The organism is Streptomyces sp. NPDC018019, from assembly GCF_044327805.1.
Taxonomy (GTDB): domain Bacteria; phylum Actinomycetota; class Actinomycetes; order Streptomycetales; family Streptomycetaceae; genus Streptomyces.
This window is the reverse complement of the sequence record NZ_JBIRGD010000004.1, coordinates 382344-400447: the sequence shown is the minus strand read 5'-3', so window position 1 is coordinate 400447 and position 18104 is coordinate 382344. Positions and strand designations below refer to the sequence as shown.

The 18104-nt window shown below is 71.2% G+C and carries 10 protein-coding genes; 5 read left to right on the top strand and 5 right to left on the bottom strand.

Translation table 11 applies throughout. From position 1 onward, the window contains the following. The first annotated feature begins 9 nt into the window (after window positions 1-9). The 5 genes from ACH4FX_RS10015 to ACH4FX_RS09995 all read left to right on the top strand — a co-directional run bounded on the left by ACH4FX_RS10015 (window position 10) and on the right by ACH4FX_RS09995 (window position 11613). Window positions 10-2874 carry a discoidin domain-containing protein gene (locus ACH4FX_RS10015; RefSeq protein ID WP_398477017.1) on the top strand — a complete coding sequence of 955 codons (2865 nt, stop codon included), beginning with the start codon at window positions 10-12 and terminating at the stop codon, window positions 2872-2874. 188 nt (window positions 2875-3062) lie between these two features. Then, window positions 3063-4706: a penicillin-binding transpeptidase domain-containing protein gene (locus tag ACH4FX_RS10010; protein ID WP_398477016.1), complete on the top strand. Its 1644-nt coding sequence runs from the start codon at window positions 3063-3065 to the stop codon at window positions 4704-4706. A gap of 94 nt (window positions 4707-4800) precedes the next feature. After that, window positions 4801-6048 (top strand): esterase-like activity of phytase family protein, encoded by a 1248-nt coding sequence (locus ACH4FX_RS10005; protein WP_398477014.1) that lies wholly within the window; start codon window positions 4801-4803, stop codon window positions 6046-6048. Window positions 6049-6147: 99 nt separating this feature from the next. Beyond that, window positions 6148-9966: an ABC transporter ATP-binding protein gene (locus ACH4FX_RS10000; RefSeq protein ID WP_398477012.1), complete on the top strand. Its 3819-nt coding sequence runs from the start codon at window positions 6148-6150 to the stop codon at window positions 9964-9966. Between the two features lie 225 nt (window positions 9967-10191). Further along, a complete protein-coding gene (locus tag ACH4FX_RS09995; protein ID WP_398477010.1) occupies window positions 10192-11613 on the top strand; it encodes a S28 family serine protease in 1422 nt (473 codons plus the stop codon). 99 nt (window positions 11614-11712) lie between these two features. Here ACH4FX_RS09995 and ACH4FX_RS09990 read toward each other — a convergent pair whose 3' ends face one another. From ACH4FX_RS09990 to ACH4FX_RS09970, 5 genes are all read right to left on the bottom strand, one after another. Beyond that, a complete protein-coding gene (locus tag ACH4FX_RS09990) occupies window positions 11713-12339 on the bottom strand; it encodes a hypothetical protein (protein WP_398477008.1) in 627 nt (208 codons plus the stop codon). Between the two features lie 219 nt (window positions 12340-12558). Next, window positions 12559-14388, bottom strand: a complete 1830-nt coding sequence (locus ACH4FX_RS09985) for a glycoside hydrolase family 3 protein (RefSeq protein WP_398477006.1) — start codon at window positions 14386-14388, stop codon at window positions 12559-12561. 531 nt (window positions 14389-14919) lie between these two features. Next, on the bottom strand, window positions 14920-15729 hold the full coding sequence (locus ACH4FX_RS09980) for a sugar phosphate isomerase/epimerase family protein (RefSeq protein WP_398477064.1): 810 nt from the start codon (window positions 15727-15729) through the stop codon (window positions 14920-14922). A gap of 29 nt (window positions 15730-15758) precedes the next feature. Continuing rightward, entirely contained in the window at window positions 15759-16718 is a 960-nt protein-coding gene (locus tag ACH4FX_RS09975) for a GNAT family N-acetyltransferase (RefSeq protein WP_398477004.1), read from the bottom strand. A 42-nt stretch (window positions 16719-16760) separates the two neighbouring features. Next, complete coding sequence (locus ACH4FX_RS09970) at window positions 16761-17975, bottom strand: LacI family DNA-binding transcriptional regulator (RefSeq protein WP_398477003.1); 1215 nt, start codon at window positions 17973-17975, stop codon at window positions 16761-16763. Window positions 17976-18104 lie beyond the last annotated feature (129 nt).

Here is an 18104-nt window from a genome sequence, read left to right as displayed (position 1 = left end):
CGGAGACCGATGACTCACTCGGCCAAACTGATCGCCCCGCTCCTCGCGGGGACCCTCGTCACGACGCTGCCACCGGCATCGGCCGCAGCGACCACACCGGCACGGCACGCTTCAGCGGCTACGGCTACGGCCCCTGCCGCGGCTCCCGCTTCGGCTTCCGCCTCCTGCGCGCCGCAGGACCTGGAACGTTTCAGCAAGAACAAGAGCAGGGGCGAGAGCGACGGCAAGAGCACAGGCACGACCAACGGGACCGGTGCGGACGACGGCGACGGCTGGACCCCCACCGCCACCCGCATCGACCCCGATGACGGCCACCACGCCTTCGTCGGCAACGGCTACCTCGGCCAGCGCATAGCCCCCAACGGCGCCGGATACGCGGCTCCCGGCGAGACGACCGGCTGGCCGCTGAAGACGCCGCGCTACGACGGCTCCTTCGTGGCCGGCCTGTACGCACGCGGCCCGGAGAACCTGAAGGGCCGCCAGGCCATCGCCGCGCTGCCCACCTGGACGGGCCTCGACGTCACCGCCGTCGGCGACCACCCGCAGACCTTCGGCTCGGCGACCCCCGCCGGCCGTATCTCCCACTACCGCCAAACCCAGTTCATCCGCTGCGGAATTGTCCGTACATCTCTGACGTGGACCGCCGCCGACGGCCGCGCCACCGACCTCGTGTACGACGTGCTCACGGATCGCACCAGCGCCCACACCGGTGCCGTACGGCTGCGCATGACCCCGCACTGGGGCGGCCGGGCCACCGTCACCGACCGCCTCGACGGGCGTGGCGCGCGCCGTATGACGCAGACCGGCGGCGGCGCACGTCCGGACGGCCGGACGATGGACGTGACCTTCCGCACGGACGGCACGGAGACGGACGGCGCGGTCGCCTCGACCCTGCGCCCCGGCCCGCAGATCCGCACGCAGCACGCGACGACGCGGCGGGCGGGGGACGCGAAGAATCTGAGCAACCAGCAGAGCGTCACGTTCCCCGTACGGGCCGGGCGTTCCTACGAACTGACCAAGTACGTCGGCGTGGACACCGCGCTCACCTCCCGTACCCCGCGCGCCGCCGCGACCGACGCCGCGCGGCGGGCCGCGAACCGGGGCTGGGACGCCCTCTACCGGAACCACGCCGCCGCCTGGCAGAAGCTGTGGCGCAGCGACGTCGAAGTACACGGGCGTGGCCGGCGGGACCTGCAGGCGTGGGTGCGCGCGGCACAGTACGGCCTGCTCTCCAGTACCCGGGCCGGCAGCCGCAACAGCATCGCTCCGGCCGGACTGACCAGCGACAACTACGCGGGCGAAATTTTCTGGGACGCCGAGACATGGATGTACCCGGGCCTGCTCGCCGCCCATCCCACGCTGGCCAGGTCCATCGTGGACTACCGCTTCCAGACCCGGGCCGGCGCCGCCGCCAACGCGAAGAAGCTCGGCTACAAGGGCCTCTTCTACCCGTGGACCAGCGGCAGCAAGGGCGACCTGTGGAACGAGTGCCACAGCTGGGACCCGCCACACTGCAAGACCCAGAACCACCTGATGGGCGACGTGTCCCTGGCCGCCTGGCAGTACTACCTCGCCACCAAGGACACCACCTGGCTGCGCGAACGCGGCTGGCCGGTGATGAAGGGCATCGCGGAGTTCTGGGCGTCCCGGGTCACCCGTAACCCGGACGGCAGCTACTCGATCAAGAACGTGGCCGGGCCGGACGAGTACAGCAACGGCGTCGACGACGGTGTCTTCACCAACGCCGGCGCGGTCACCGCGCTGCGCAACGCCGGCCGCGCCGCCGCGCGCCTCGGACAGCCGGCCCCCGCCGCCTGGAAGCAGATCGCCGACCACATCCGCATTCCGTACGACGCGAAGAAGGAAATCTTCCAGCAGTACGACGGTTACCGGAACACGACGATCAAGCAGGCCGACACGGTGCTCCTCATGTACCCGCTGGAATGGCCGATGTCGCAGCGCGCGAAGACCAACACGCTGGACCACTACGCGGCACGCACCGACCCGGACGGCCCGGCCATGACCGACTCGGTGCACGCCATCGCCGCCGCCGGGGCCGGTGAGCCGGGCTGCTCGACGTACACGTACCTGATGCGTTCCATCAAGCCGTTCGTACGCGGCGCCTTCCACCAGTTCTCCGAGGCGCGCGGCGACAAGGCGGGCGCGGGCGACCCGCACGCCGGATCGCCCGCGCAGGACTTCCTCACCGGCAAGGGCGGCTTCCTGCAGACCTTCACCAACGGCCTGACCGGCCTGCGGATGCGCGAGGACCGGGTGCACCTGGACCCGATGCTGCCGCCGCAGCTCTCCGACGGCGTCACGCTGCGCGGCCTGCGCTGGCAGGGGCGTACGTACGACGTGGAGATCGGCGCGCACAGCACGACGGTGCGGCTGACGGTCGGCGCGCCGATGCGCGTCGAGTCGCCGGAGGGCGAGCGGGTGGTCGGCCGCGGCATGCCCCTGACGCTCAAGACCCGCCGCCCCGACCTCGCGGCGACGGACAACGTGGCCCGGTGCGCCACGGCACGGGCCACGTCGGAGGAGCCGGGCATGTACGCGGGCGCCGCGGTGGACGGCAACGCGGCCACCGCCTGGGTGCCGGAAGGCCCCGAGGGCACCCTGACCGTCGACCTCGGCAGGACGGCGCGCATCGGCCAGATCACACCGCGCTGGAAGGACGGCGCGCCCGCCTCGTACGTCGCACAGGTCTCGACGGACGGCAAGCACTGGTACGGGACCGGGTACGACGGCCGTACACCGGCGCGCTACGTCCGGCTCACGGTGCACGGCGCCGATGTGGTGAAGGGCGGACAGCGCCCCGGCCTCGCGGAGCTGACCGTCCAGCAGGCCGCGGAGCCGGCGGCGGGGAAGTAGCCCGGGCGGTCCGGAATCTGCGTGGGAACGGTCCAGGCCGGTGACGCTTCGACCTGGGCCGTTTCTTACTGACATAGTCATTGGTCTGGACCGAAAGTGACCAATCCGTCCCCTGAACGAGACATCGGTGATCCCTTCCATCACCTAGTGTCCGGACGCGCACGGTGTGTCTGATCTGGGGAGGAACTGTGCGTACGGCTGCGAAATGTGTGGTCGGCGGGGTGACCGCCGCGGTGGTGGGCCTGGTCGGTGTCGGTGCCTACAACGTCTACGAGGCGTTCGCCGGCGATGGCGCGGGATCATCCGGGACATCGGCCGGCACCACCGCGTCCAGACAGACCGGACCTCCATCAGAGGAGGAAATACGCGATACGGCTCGCGACTTCCTGGCGGCCTGGAGCAAGGGCGACGTGGAATCCGCCGCGCTCCTCACGGACAACGCCGCGGGCGCGCGCCAGGCCCTGACCGGGTTCCGCGACGAAGCTCGGGTGTCGAAGGTGACGTTCAAGCCCGGGCAGGCCAGCGGTGCGAAAGTGCCCTACCGCGTCACCGCCGAGCTGACGGTCGGCAAGGGCGACGAAGCGAAGCACACCACGTGGATGTACGACTCCGCGCTCCACGTCGTACGCGGCAAGACCACCGGCAAAGCCCTCGTCGACTGGCAGCCCACTGTGGTCCACCCTGACCTGCGGCGCGGCGAGAGCCTGCAGACCGGCGCGGACGGCGCGCCGCCCATCAAGGCGGTCGACCGCAACGGCACCGAACTGAACGACACCGAACTGCCGTCGCTGGGCACCATCCTGCCCGCCCTCCGGGAGAGCTACGGGGAGAAGGCGGGCGGCGTCCAGGGCGTCGAGGTGCGCGTCGTGTCCGCAGGCGGCCAGCCGGGCAAGACGCTGCACACCATCGTCAAGGGCCGCCCCGGCACGCTCCGTACGACACTGGACGCGAACGTGCAGCGGGCCGCCGAGGCGGCGGTCAAGGACTACCGCGAGGCGTCGGTCGTCGTGGTCAAGCCGGGCAGCGGGGACATCCTCGCGGTCGCCAACCACCGCTCGGACCAGTTCAACGCGGCCTTCCAGGGACGGCTGGCACCCGGTTCCACGATGAAGGTCGTCACCGCCGCGATGCTGATGGAAAAAGGTCTGGTCTCCGCCGGCAAGAGCGTGGAGTGCCCGAAGTACGCCTCGGCGGGCGGACGGTCCTTCCACAACCAGGGCATGTTCGCGATCGACGGCGGTACGTTCGCCGAAAGTTTCGCGCGCTCCTGCAACACCGCCTTCATCGGCCTCGCCGACCGCATCTCGGGCGCGGACCTGAGCAGCGAGGCGCAGGAGGTCTTTGGGCTCGGCATGGACTGGAAGGTCGGGATACCGACGTTCGACGGCAGTGTGCCGCAGAGCGACGGGGCGGACACCCCGGCGGCGCTGATCGGCCAGGGCCGCGTCCAGGCCAACCCGCTGAACATGGCGTCCGTCGCGGCCACCGCCAAGGCCGGGTACTTCACCCAGCCCGTCCTGGTCGCCCGCGACGTGGACGACCGGCCGGCCGTCCACGCGATCCGGAACCTGCCGCCCTCGGTCGCCGCGCAACTGCGGGCCATGATGCGGCGTACGGCCGTCAGCGGCACCGGTGCGCGGGCGATGGCCGGACTCGGCGGCGACATCGGCGCCAAGACCGGCTCGGCGGAGGCCGACGGCCAGGGCGACGCCAACAGTTGGTTCCTCGGTTACCGCAACGACGCCGCGGCGGCCGCGGTCGTCCAGCAGGGTGGCCACGGCGGCGACGCGGCGGGACCGATTGTCCGAAGAGTGCTCGCGGCGAGCCGCTGAGGGGAAGGGTCGACACTGGGGCGGGCCCGCGTCGGGGCCTGCCCGCATCCCGGGGGCGTCCGCCCCTGGGCGTCGACGAACCGGAGGATCCCCCGTGCGCGTACGTTCCGCGGTTGTCCGAGTCACCGCAGCAGTGCTGGCCGTCGGCTGCATCACGGCGTGCGCCGAAGGAGTTCCGGCGGGCGCGCCGGACCCGGCGGCCTCGGCCACCCAGGGCCCGGGCCGGTCCACCGCGCCGAACCGGCCGGCCGGCACCGCCGCGGGCCCGGGAACCTCCGCTGCCTCGGCACGCGTGGAAACGTCATGCGCGGACAGGAAATGTACGGACAACTCGCGGCCGGGTGACGACGATCACCGCGCGGGAACGGGCGGCGGCCACCCCTGCTCCCCGTCCGTCTCCCTCGACCGCTACTCCGACGCCCTGGACAAGACCACCTTCCACGGTACCTTCGTCGGCAATCTCTCCGCCCTCGCCCGCGACACCGACGGATCCGTTGCCGCCCTCTCCGACCGTTCCCTGCTCATCAAGCTGGACGGACAGCACCACCGGCCGGTGCGGACCACCAAGATCACCGACGAGCAGGGCGCCGTCCTCGACGCCGAGGGCCTGGCCGTCGAGCCGGGCGGCGGCTACCTCGTCTCGTCCGAGACGGAGCCTTCCGTACGGCGTTACGACCGTTCCGGCGCGCTCCTCGCGCGCCTGCCCGTCCCCGGCGCACTACGGGTCGCGCCGGCCGGACGGGCCCAGGCCAACCAGACCTTCGAGGGCCTCACCCTCCGGCCCGGCGGCGGCACACTGACCGCCGCCATGGAAGGCACACTCACCGGCGACGGCAAGGACACTGCGGGCCGCCCGCTGCTGCGCTTCCAGACCTGGCAGCGGCACGGCGGCCGACCCGGCCCCGCGGCGTACCGGCTGAGCAGGCAGTACGCCTACCCGGTCGACGCCGGACTGGGCGTCTCGGAGGTCGCCGCCCTCACCGACGGCCGGCTGCTCGTCCTGGAACGCGGCTTCACGGCCGGCGTCGGCAACACCGTGCGCCTCTACCTCGCCGACCCGCGCCGCGCGAGCGACGTCAGCGGCGTCGCCGAACTGCCGGGCGGCAAGACCGTCCGCCCCGCTCACAAGAAACTCCTCGCCGACCTCGGCGCCTGCCCGACCCTGGGTGCCCCCGCCCACCAGCCGCAGACCAATCCGCTGCTGGACAACATCGAAGGCATGACCATCACCGGCCGCGCGCCCGGCGGACGGCTGCGCCTCCTTCTGGTCAGCGACGACAACGAGAGCCCGAAGCAGATCACCCGCCTCTACAGCCTGACGGTGCGCCCCGGCGGTCACTGACCCCTTCCGCGCGCCACGCCGCAATGTTGCAGCGGGATGAAATCCGCTGCCCACGGCGTTGGTGCCTCCTGGTGAACGACGAGATGCAGGAGGCAGTGCGTGACGGGGACGGGGACCGATCCATCGAGACAGGGCGGCTGGGCACGGCGGCTGACACGGCTGTGCTGGCAGTACAAGAAGGACGTACTGCTCGCACTCGGCTCGTCACTCGCCGGGATGGGTGTGATGGCCCTGGTCCCGCTCATCCCGAAACTGATCATCGACGATGTGATCGTCAGCCATGAGCGCCCGCTCGCACCCTGGGCGACCCTGCTGATCGTCGCCGCGCTCGCCGTCTACGGGCTGACCTACGTCCGCCGCTACTACGGCGGACGGCTGGCCCTGGACGTACAGCACGATCTGCGCACCCGGATGTTCCGGTCCATCGCCCGGCTGGACGGACACCGGCAGGACGAACTGAGCACCGGCCAGGTCGTCGGCCGCGCCACCAGCGACCTGCAACTCATCCAGAGCCTGCTGTTCATGCTCCCGATGATGATCGGGAACATCCTGCTCTTCGCGATCTCCCTGGTCGTGATGGTGGTGCTCTCCCCGCTGCTCACCGTCGTCGCGCTCGCCGTCGCCCCCGCCCTGTGGTTCATCGCCCAGCGCAGCCGCAAGCGCCTCTACCCCGCCACCTGGTACGCGCAGGGACAGGCCGCCGCCGTCGCGGGCGTCGTCGACGGCGCGGTCTCCGGCGTACGCGTCGTCAAGGGCTTCGGCCAGGAGGCGCAGGAGGCCGGCAAACTCCGTACGGTCAGCCGCCGCCTCTTCGCCGGGCGGCTCCGCACCGTACGGCTCAACGCCCGCTACACCCCCGCCCTCCAGGCCGTACCCTCCCTCGGCCAGGTCGCCATGCTCGCGCTCGGCGGCTGGCTGGCCACCAACGGGCAGATCACCCTCGGCACCTTCGTCGCCTTCTCCACCTACCTCGCCCAGCTCGTCGCGCCGGTGCGGATGCTCGCGATGATGCTGACCGTCGGGCAGCAGGCACGGGCCGGCGTGGAGCGCGTCTTCGAGCTGGTCGACACCGAGCCGGTCATCGAGGAGCGCACGGACGCGCACGAACTGCCCGCCGACGCGCCCGCCACGGTCGAGTTCGAAAACGTCTCCTTCGGGTACGGCAAGGGCCGCCCCGTCCTGGAGGACTTTTCGCTGCGCATCGAGCCCGGCGAGACCGTCGCCGTCGTCGGCACGTCCGGCAGCGGCAAATCCACCGTCTCGCTGCTGCTGCCGCGCTTCTACGACGTGACCGCGGGCCGGGTCCTGGTGGGCGGCCACGACGTCCGCGACCTGACCCTCGAATCGCTGCGCGCGGCCATCGGCCTCGTACCGGAGAACAGTTTCCTGTTCTCCGACTCCCTGCGCGACAACATCGCCTACGGAACCCCGGACGCCACCGACGAGCAGATACGTATCGCCGCGCGTGCCGCACAGGCCGACGGCTTCATATCCGCCCTGCCGGACGGGTACGACACCGAGGTCGGCGAGCAGGGCCTGACCCTGTCCGGCGGACAGCGCCAGCGGGTCGCGCTGGCCCGCGCCATCCTCACCGATCCGCGGCTGCTGGTCCTGGACGACGCGACCTCCGCCGTCGACGCCCGGGTCGAGCACGAGATCCACGAGGCGCTGCGCGGAGTGATGGCGGGCCGCACCACGCTGCTGATCGCGCACCGCGCCTCCACCCTCGCCCTCGCCGACCGCGTCGCCGTCCTGGACGGCGGCCGACTGGTCGACATCGGTACGCGCGAGGAACTGGAAGGCCGCTGCGAGCTGTACCGCCGGCTGCTGACCGACCCGGAGGAACTGGGCGGCACCGACCGCGACCCGGCAGGCTCGGCGCCCGAGAACACCGCTCCGGACCACCGCGTACAGGGCATCACCCCCGAACTGTGGGTCCGCACCGGCAAGGAAACCGGCACCGGACCCGATGCCGGGACAACCGACGCCGCCCCCGGCATGCCCGCCACCCCCGAACTCCTCGCCCAGGTCGCCGCGCTCCCGCCCGCGACCGACACTCCCGACATCGACGAGGAGCAGGCCGCCCGCCCCGAGAAGTCCTACGGGCTGCGGCGCCTCCTGCGCGGATTCGGCGGCCCGCTCGCCGTCGCCCTCGCACTGGTCGCCGTGGACGCCGTGGCCGGACTGCTGCTCCCCGTCCTCATCCGGCAGGGCATCGACGACGGCGTACGGCGCGCGCAACTGGCCGGCGTCTGGACGGCCGCCGGACTGGCCCTGTTCGTCGTACTCGCCCAGTGGGTGGCCCAGGTCGGCTCCAACCGCATGACGGGCCGTACCGGCGAGCGCGTCCTGTACTCGCTGCGCGTCAAGATCTTCGCGCAGCTCCAGCGCCTCGGCCTCGACTACTACGAGCGCGAGCTGACCGGCAAGATCATGACGCGGATGACGACGGACGTGGACGCCCTGTCCTCGTTCCTGCAGACCGGACTGGTCACCGCCGTCGTCTCCGTCCTGACCTTCTTCGGCATACTCGTCGCCCTCCTGGTCATCGACGTCCAGCTGGCCCTGGTCGTCTTCGCCACCCTCCCGCCGCTGATCATCGGTACGTACTTCTTCCGCAAGCAGAGCGTGAAGGCGTACGAACTGGCCCGCGAACGCATCAGCGCCGTCAACGGCGACCTCCAGGAGAGCGTCGCCGGACTGCGCATCGTCCAGGCGTTCCGCCGCGAGCGCAGCGGCGCCGACCGGTTCGCGGAGCGCAGCCACGCCTACCGCGCCGCCCGGGTCCGCGGTCAGTTCCTGATCTCCGTCTACTTCCCGTTCGTCCAGCTGCTGTCCTCCGCCGCCGCGGCGCTCGTCCTGATCGTCGGCGCCGGCCGGGTGGGCGAGGGCACCCTCACGGCGGGTGCGCTGGTCGCCTACCTGCTCTACATCGACCTGTTCTTCGCTCCCGTACAGCAGCTCTCGCAGGTCTTCGACGGCTACCAGCAGGCCGCCGTCTCGCTCGGCCGCATCCAGGAACTGCTGCGCGAACCGACCACCACGCCCCAGGCCGCCGATCCACGTCCGGTGGGCGAGCTGGCGGGCGAGATCGTCTTCGACGACGTGCACTTCCGGTACGGCGGCGCGGACGGACCCGGCACCGGCGCCTCGCCCGCTTCCGGCGCCGCTTCAGCCGCCGGCGCCCCTCAGGGCTCCAGCGCCCTGGACGGCACGGACGTCACGGCGCTCTCCGGCATCAGCCTGACCATCCCCGCCGGGCAGACCGTCGCCTTCGTCGGTGAGACCGGCGCGGGCAAGTCCACGCTGGTCAAACTGGTGGCGCGGTTCTACGACCCGACCTCGGGCACCGTCCGCGTCGACGGCACGGACCTGCGCGAACTGGACCTCACCGGCTACCGGCACCGCCTCGGCGTCGTACCGCAGGAGTCCTACCTGTTCGCCGGTACGGTCCGCGACGCCATCGCGTACGGACGGCCGGACGCCACCGACGCCGAGGTGGAGGCCGCGGCCCGCGCGGTCGGCGCCCACGACATGATCGCCGGACTGGACGGCGGCTACCTCCACGAGGTCGCCGAACGCGGCCGGAACCTCTCCGCCGGCCAGCGCCAGCTGCTCGCGCTCGCCCGCGCCGAACTCGTCGACCCCGACATCCTGTTGCTCGACGAGGCCACCGCCGCCCTCGACCTGGCCACCGAGTCCGCCGTCAACGAGGCCACGGACCGGCTGTCCGGACGCCGTACGACGCTCGTCGTCGCGCACCGCCTGACCACGGCGGCCCGCGCCGACCGGGTCGTGGTCCTGGCCCACGGCCGCGTCGTCGAGGACGGCACGCACGCTCAACTCCTGGCCCGCGGCGGCCGGTACGCGGAGCTGTGGCGCACGTTCACGGGCGAGGAGGAGTCGGTGGCGGCCTGACGTACCCCCGCGGTGAACGGCCGTCGGCCCGTGCGCCCACCGGTCTCGGCCCTTGCGGCGGCCGGTCGGTGATCGCCGCGACGGCGGGCCGCCGGCCGCCGTGCCGACGCTCGCCGACCGCTCCGGCGACGGTCCCGCCGGCCTCCTGTGAAAAAAGGGGGCTGGTGGGACTGTTGTCGCGCCGATAGGTTCACCCCGACCTTTGCTATCCCAAGGGGAGGGTGCATGCGCAAGGCCATCAGATGCCTGCTGTCGCTCGCGGTGCTCATAGGCACGGCGAGCGCCGGCACGGCGTCGGCGACGGCGGCCACCGCCGCGAAGCCGAAGGCGACCGACATCAAGGACCGGATCCTGGCGATCCCGGGGATGAGCCTCATCCAGGAGAAGCCGGTCGACGGCTACCGCTTCTTCGTCCTGAACTACACCCAGCCGATCGACCACCAGCACCCCTCCGAGGGGACCTTCCAGCAGCGGCTGACCCTGCTGCACAAGTCCGTGGACCGCCCGACGGTGTTCTTCACGTCCGGCTACAACCTCAACACGGACGTACGGCGCAGCGAGCCGACACAGATCATCGACGGCAACCAGGTGTCGATGGAGTACCGTTTCTTCACGCCGTCGCGGCCGCAGCCCGCCGACTGGAAGAAGCTCAACATCCGGCAGGCGGCCAACGACCAGCACCGCATCTTCAAGGCGCTGCACCGGATCTACGACCAGAACTGGATCGCCACCGGCGGCAGCAAGGGCGGCATGACCGCGACCTACTACCGCCGCTTCTTCCCGGACGACATGGACGGCACGGTCGCCTACGTCGCGCCGAACGACGTGAACAACAAGGAGGACTCGGCGTACGACCGGTTCTTCCGCACCGTCGGCACCGCGCAGTGCCGCGCCGACCTCGCGACGGTGGAGCGCGAGGCGCTGCTGCGCCGCGGCGAGATGGTCAAGCGCTACGCGCAGTGGGCGAAGGAGAACAAGCAGACCTTCAAGGTCGTCGGCAACGTCGACAAGGCCTACGAGGTCCTGGTCACCGACCTGGTCTTCGGCTTCTGGCAGTACCAGCCGGCCGCGACCGCCTGCGCCGAGGTGCCCAAGAAGACCGCCTCCACGGACGAACTGTGGAAGTGGATCGACAAGGTCGGTGGCTTCAACAGCTACACCGATCAGGGTCTTGAGTCCTACACGCCGTACTACTACCAGGCGGGCACCCAGCTCGGTGAGCCCGGCTACAAGTACGACAACCTCAAGGACCTGCTGCGCTACCCGGGCATCAACAACTCCCGGACCTTCGTGCCGCGCGACATCCCCATGAAGTTCGAGAAGCACGCGATGCGCGATGTCGACCGGTGGGTGCGCCACCACGCGGAGCGCATGATGTTCGTGAACGGCACGTGGGACCCGTGGAGCTCCGAGCCGTTCCGGCTGGGTTCCGGCTCCGAGGACTCGTACGTCTTCAACGTCCCGGGCGGCAACCACGGCTCGAACATCGCCAAGCTGCGGGAGGCCGACCGCAAGAAGGCGACCGAGCGGCTGCTCGAATGGGCGGGCCTCGACGTGGCGCCGGGCGCCCAGGCCACGCCGCAGGCTCCGTTCGACAAGAAGCTGGACAAGCGGGACGTCACGAAGATGCACATGCTGCGTCCGTGACGCGGAACGGCTGACCGGCCGGCCCGGCCAGGGCCGCCGGCACCGGGCCGGGGACCGCACTGCTCCACGGAGCCGCGCTGCCCTCCGGTCCGTGACACCTCACAGGCGGCGGGCGCACCCGATCGGTGCCCCGCCGCCTAGTTGTACGTACATTTCCGTGTCGGCCGGACAGGACGCGCGGGCACGTACCGCGGCCGTCACCTTGAAGCGCGGCGCGCGGGACCCCGAACCGTCGCAGGCGGTCTCCTTGACCTCGCCCTGCCGCAGTCGGCTGAGGCAGTCGCCGACGATGGTGCGCGGGCCGCCGCCCCCACCCGGGTCACCGGGGTGCGGCGCTTCCAGGTTGCGCATGCAGGCGTAGCCCTGCGGCACCGCACCGTCGCCGTCCTCGTCGGAGGCCGGCCGGTGTTCACTGATGTGCAGGACGAAGTCCGTACGCTCCGGGCACAGCGGCCCCAGCGCCTGCGGTCCGTCGTACCGGGCCAGGACCAGGGCCGCGGCCTTCTCGCTGCGGCAGGACACCTGGTGGAAGACGGTGCGACCGCGGGTGCTGCACGTGCCGGGGGCGAGGAACGTCGCCGTCGGCGACGGGGACGAAGCCCTCGTACCCCCGTTCCGGTCAGCGGCTGTGCCGTGGCCTTCGCGCTGACAGGCGGGCAGCGCCGTGAGCAGCAGCGCCGTCGCGCAGCCGAGCGCACCGCGGCCGTACCCCTTGAACCCGCGCATCGCGGCCCCCTGTGTCCCCCGGTGCGTGCAGACCAGCGTGACCCGTGTATTCGGGCGCACGCCAGGCGTAACGGACGCATTGCGCACGGGGTACGGGGTGCGCAGTACGAACCGCTGCCGGGACGGCGGTACACCGGCCGCGCGAGGGACCGCGGGAGCCGTACGGAGTTCCACGGCCGGAACTCCGTACGCCGGATGCAACCCGTTCCGCTCCGCGGCTCAGTACGACAGGCCGTGTCCGACCGGGTAGAGCACCTTGCCCGGCGTATCGGCGTGCATCACCGGAACCGGTAGCCTCCCCTCCGGATCGCGCCGGCCGGCGATCACGCGTGCCGCGGCCCGCAGTTCGACGTCGGTCCACGAGTAGGCGGCGAGGCCCGCCCGTACACGCGGCAGGTGCGCGATGTCGTACGGGTTGCGGACGGCCAGCTGTACGACCGGTTTGCCGGTGGCCAGCAGCGCGTCGACGAGGGTGCGCTGCGACGAGGACGCCGTGACGTTGTACGTCGCCACGACCACCGCGTCCCGCTGGCCGAGCGCGGTCACCGCCTGGTCGATCTGTTCCCGGGTGGGGGAGGCGCCGGTGGGGAGCGCGGTGGCCGTGAAACCCAGCTGCCTGAAGGTTTCTGCAAGCACCTTGGTCGGCGGCCCGCCGGTCCCGGACGGCGACGCCGGATCGACGCCGGCCACCAGCAGCCGCCGCTGCGCGCGTCGGGACAACGGCAGCAGGCCGCCGTCGTTGACGAGCAGCGTCGTCGTACGGTCGGCGACCCGGTCGGCCGTGGCCAGGTGCCGCCGCGTCCCGACGGTACGGTCCACTGCGCGCTGCGTCGTGTACGGATCGACGAACAGCCCGCGCCGTTCCTTGAGGCGCAGGATGCGCAGCAGTTTCTCGTCGATGGCGCGCTCGGTCAGTTCACCGGTCCGTACTGCCTTGAGAACGCCGGCGTAGGCGGCGGCGATGTCGGGAGGATTGAGCAACTGGTCGACGCCCGCCTTCAGGGCGAGCACCGCGACCCGGCCGTCGCCGTACTTCGTCCGTACGCCCTGCATGCCGAGCGAATCTGTCACCACCACGCCGTCGTAGCCGAGACGTTCGCGCAGGATGCCGGTGAGGATCGGGCGGGAGAGCGTGGCCGGATCCTCACTGGCGTCGAAGGCCGGGACGACGATGTGCGCCGTCATGATCGAATCGATGCCGGCCTCGATGGCGGCCCGGAACGGCGGGGCGTCCAGCCGCTCCCACTCCTCGGCAGTGTGCCGGATGTACGGCAGGCCGACGTGGCTGTCGGTGTCGGTGTCACCGTGCCCGGGGAAGTGCTTGGCCGTCGCGGCGACCCCGGCGCTCCGGTAACCCCGCACCTGGGCCGTGACCAGCCGCGCCACCGCATGCGGGTCGGACCCGAAGGACCGCACGCCGATCACGGGGTTCGCGGCGTTGACGTTCACGTCGGCGACCGGTGCGTAGTTCTGCCGGATGCCCATCGCGTACAGCTCCTCGCCGGCGATCCGGCCGGCCGTCCGGGCGTCCTCGCGCGAGCCGCCGGCACCCAGGGCCATCGCCCCGGGGAAGAGCGTGGCCGGCGCGCCGATCCGGGCCACTATTCCGTGTTCCTGGTCGACGGAGATCAGCAGCGGTACGGGAATGCGCTGCGCGGCGGCGGCTCGCTGAATGCCGTTGGAAAGGTCGGCGATCTGGTGGGGCTCCCGGGTGTTGTGCGCCCAGCCGAAATAGATGATGCCGCCGAGGTGGTACTTGGCGATCAGTTCGGCCGCGTTGGAAACGCCCATCTCCTTGCGGTTGGCCTCGGCGTCGGCCGGGTCGGGAGCGGTCGCGGAATGCCCGTAGACCCGCATCACGAACAACTGCCCGACTTTTTCCTCAAGGTTCATCCGGGAGATGAGCCGCGCCGCCCGGTTATGGGCGTCGGCATCGGCGACACCGGTGGCGCGCGGGCCGGAAGCGACGGCGTGAACGACACCGCCGCCCGTACCCATGGCACAGGCGGCGGCCGCGGCGGTGGTCAGGACGGTACGTCTGGAGTGCATCTGCGCTCCTTCCGGAGGGCTTCCTCGCCGAGTGCGGTCCCGGCGGTGTGAAGGAAACTTCCAAGAAGTCACGGATAGTCGGAAAAGTATTGCCGGTCAATGCTCAGCGGCTCTGCCAGTCGGGGGAAGGTTGCCACGCGCGGAGGAGTGCAGCGCGGAATCGGGCGCACTGACGCATACGTACGCGCCCCGGAAAGGTGATCCGCCACCGGCGCGTTGGAGGGGGTGCACCGGTGGCGGGTGCTGCTGGCCGCAGGCGGCGGAGAGGGTGGTCAGCAACGCAGCCAGCAGCGAGGCCGACACCGCTCTGCGGGGTCACACAGCACAACGATTTGACGGTCGGAGGACCGGGTGGGTTCCCGATTCGGCGCGAATACGGGAAAAGGTGCGGATGTGGGGGGATAGATTGTTGAGGCGGCAGCGGGCCATGCGGAAAACGGCGACCTCGGCGGCAGAATGCCGTACGAACCCCGTGCGCATCTCAGGCCCTGGCGGCCTCGCAGGCTCCAGGGTGTCGCGTACGGGCGTTCTTCAGGAGGCGGCCGAAGCCACCAGCCGTTCCAGGTGCTCCCGTCCCGCGCTGAGCAGTCCCGGCAGGTCGGCGGCCCGTGGATACCAGCGCTTCTCGTACTCCCAGCACAGCCAGCCGTTCCACTGTGCGCGAACGAGCGCGCCGATGCAGTCGGTCAGCGGTACCGCGCCGGTGCCGAGCGGCAGGGGAGTGGTGTCCTCGGCGGAGGCGACGTCCTTGACCTGCACGAAGCCGAGATACGGGGCGAGCGCGGCGTACGTGTCGACCGGCTCCTCCCCGGCGAGCCACGGGTGGAGAACGTCCCACAGAGCGCCGATGTCGCGGTGCCCCACGGGACCCAGCACGCGTGCCGCGTCGGCTCCCCGCGGGTGCGAGTCGTGCGTCTCCAGGAGGACGCGTACGCCACGCTCCGCCGCGAACGGCGCGACCGCGGCCAGGTGCCGGGCCGCGTCCGCATCGGCCGCGTCTGCGGGTCGGTCGCCACCACCCGGGAACACCCGCACGAACTTCGCACCCAAGTCCGAAGCGAGGACCACCAACTCGGTCAGCTCCGCCGCCAGCTCCTCCTCCCCACGCTCGTCGTGGGCCGCGGCCACCCGCGCATAGCCGGACACCGCCAGGATCTCCACCCCGGCATCGGCGAACTGCTCCCGCACCGCGGCCCGTTCCCGCAGGCCGATGCGCGGATGCACCTGTTCCTCGGGATGAGCCCGCAGCTCCACCCCGCCGAATCCGGCACCGGCCGCCAGCCGCACGACCTCGCCCACCGGCATCCCGGGCACTCCGAGTGTCGAGAACGCATATCGCATATCGCTCATGAGAACCATGTGAACACAGATCAGAGCGGCAAACGCCAGTCCTGACCGACGAGCTCCCGGCCGAAACTGTGGTGTGGCTTCTCGGCGGTCAGCTCGAAGCCCGCGCGCTCGTACAGCACGCGGGCCGCGCTGAGTACGGAGTTCGTCCACAGCACCAGCTCGCGGTAGCCCGTCTCGCAGGCGAAACTCACGCAGGCGGACACCAGCGCCTGGCCGATGCCGTGTCCCTGAGCTTCCGGTTCGACGAGAAGCAGCCGCAGCCGGGCCGTACGGGGCGGTGTCCCGTCCGCTGCTTTCCCGACCACCTCGTCATCGTTCCGTACGCACATGACCGCGCCGATCCGTTCGCCGTCCAACTCGGCGATCCAGGTGCGGTCCCAGCGGGAGTCGTAACGCTCGGCGTACCCGGCGACGATCCGGACCACCAGCGCCTCGTAACCGAGGTCGAAGCCGTACTCCCGCGCATACAGGACGGCGTTGCGCTGCACCATCCAGCCGAGGTCGCCCGGCTCGGGAGCACGCAGGCGCATCACGGGTGCCGGACGCTCCGCCGGGTCGCCGAGCAGCTCCTGTATGGCTGCCGTCGCTTCCAGCAGCCTCGCTCGGTCGGGGGCGGGGAGGCGCTGGAGGAGCGTCCCCGCGGAATGGCGTGAACGCTCCTCCAGGAGGTCCGCGGTCGCGCGGCCGTGGTCGGTGAGGGTGATGCGCTGCCGTCGGCCGTCCCGCTCGGAAGGGCCGCGGGTGATCAGTTTGCCCTCCTCGAACCTGGTGAGCAGCCGGCTGAGGTAGCCGGCGCCCAGGGAGAGGGAAGTGCGCAGGTCGGCCGCGTCCACACGGTGGCCGTGGGCGATCTCGTACAGGACCCGGGCCTCGGTGAGGGTGTACGGGGTGTAGAGGTGACGGCCGTAGTCGAGGGCACCTATCAGGTTCGTGTAGAAGCGGTTGAAGCTGCGGACCTGCTGGACCTCTCGACCCCTCATGGCGCTCCCGCCTTACCGTTGACCCAGTCAAGGTTGACTGAGTCAAGGTGCGGACGTCGAATCGCGCACCACCAAATCGCCGTGGATGGTGGCGATCTCCCCCGGCGGCGGCATCTCGCGCCCCATCGCCAGTCGCCCGGCCCGCGCCCCGGCTTCCTGGAGCGGCAGCCGAACGGTGGTGAGCGCCGGGACGGCGTCCGCGCTGAACGGCAGGTCGTCGAAGCCCGCCACGGAGATGTCGCCGGGTATCCGCAGGCCACGGTCGCGCAGGGCGGCGCACACACCGAGTGCGGCGGTGTCGTTGGCTGCGACGATGGCCGTCAAGGTGGAGTCCCGGCGCAGTAGTTCCAGGGTGGCGTCGTAGCCGGCGGCGCGGTCGTAGGCGCCGTGCACGGTGCGGTGCGCCGGATCCGGGATGCCGTGCGCGGAGAGGGCTTCGCGGTGGCCTTCCAGGCGGTGGCGGGTCGTGGTGCGTCCGGCCGGCCCGGCGACGTACCCGATGTGCCGGTGGCCGAGCGAGATCAAGTGCTCGGTGAGCCGTCGGGCGCCGCCGCGGTTGTCGAAGGCGAGCGTGATGGGGGAGGGGGCGACCGGCGCCTTTCGGACGGCGCGCTGAAAGATGCGTGCCTCCAGATCGGTATATGTTCCGGAAACCGGCCTGGCCTCCCACGCACCAGACTCCGGGCTCACGGGCGGGCGGCCGCACAGCACCACTCGGGTGCCGGCCGCGGTGAGCCGCGTCAGTGCGGCGGTCACGGCCGCGGCGTGATCGGCGTCCTTCACCGCGCCGCCGGTCAGTACGACAGCAGCCGCGCGTTGGCGCTGGAGCAGCGTGAGATACGTCAGCTCGCGCTCCGGGGAGCCTCCGGTGTTGCAGACAACGGCCAGTTTCTCGCCCGCCGGGACGAGCGCGGGACCGCCGCCCGGGCTCCGGCGCGTGTCGCCGTCACCCGTTCGGGGGGCCGCCCCGCCGTCGATGTGCCGCCCATTAGCGGCGGACAACTCGGACTGCACGGCCGAGGCGATGATGCCGAAGAACGGGTCGGCGATGTCGTTGACGAGAATGCCCACCAGGTCGGAAGCGGCGGCGGCCAGAGCGCTGGCCGGGCCGTTGACCACGTATTCCAGGTCCGCCACGGCGCGCAGCACCCGGGCGCGGGTGCTCTCGGCGACCGGGTAATTGCCGTTCAGCACGCGCGAGACGGTGGCCGTCGAGACCCGCGCCCGCGCCGCGACATCCGCCAGCGTCACTGCCATCGATCGCCCCGCCCCATGCCGTACCTCTTGTCCTCGCCTTGCGCCGCAGGCTAGCTTCTCCCGCGATGGAAAGCGCTTGCTATGCGTTTCTGACCCGCGCTCGCCGTCGTCTGCCCGCAGTTGCCATTC

Excerpts from the sequence above, each read along its gene's own strand:
- ACH4FX_RS09985 (WP_398477006.1), bottom strand. The coding sequence starts at position 14,388 with ATGCACTCCAGACGTACCGTCCTGACCACCGCCGCGGCCGCCGCCTGT.
- ACH4FX_RS09980 (WP_398477064.1), bottom strand. The coding sequence starts at position 15,729 with ATGCGATATGCGTTCTCGACACTCGGAGTGCCCGGGATGCCGGTGGGC.
- ACH4FX_RS09970 (WP_398477003.1), bottom strand. The coding sequence starts at position 17,975 with ATGGCAGTGACGCTGGCGGATGTCGCGGCGCGGGCGCGGGTCTCGACG.
- ACH4FX_RS10015 (WP_398477017.1), top strand. The coding sequence starts at position 10 with ATGACTCACTCGGCCAAACTGATCGCCCCGCTCCTCGCGGGGACCCTC.
- ACH4FX_RS09995 (WP_398477010.1), top strand. The coding sequence starts at position 10,192 with ATGCGCAAGGCCATCAGATGCCTGCTGTCGCTCGCGGTGCTCATAGGC.
- ACH4FX_RS09990 (WP_398477008.1), bottom strand. The coding sequence starts at position 12,339 with ATGCGCGGGTTCAAGGGGTACGGCCGCGGTGCGCTCGGCTGCGCGACG.
- ACH4FX_RS09975 (WP_398477004.1), bottom strand. The coding sequence starts at position 16,718 with ATGAGGGGTCGAGAGGTCCAGCAGGTCCGCAGCTTCAACCGCTTCTAC.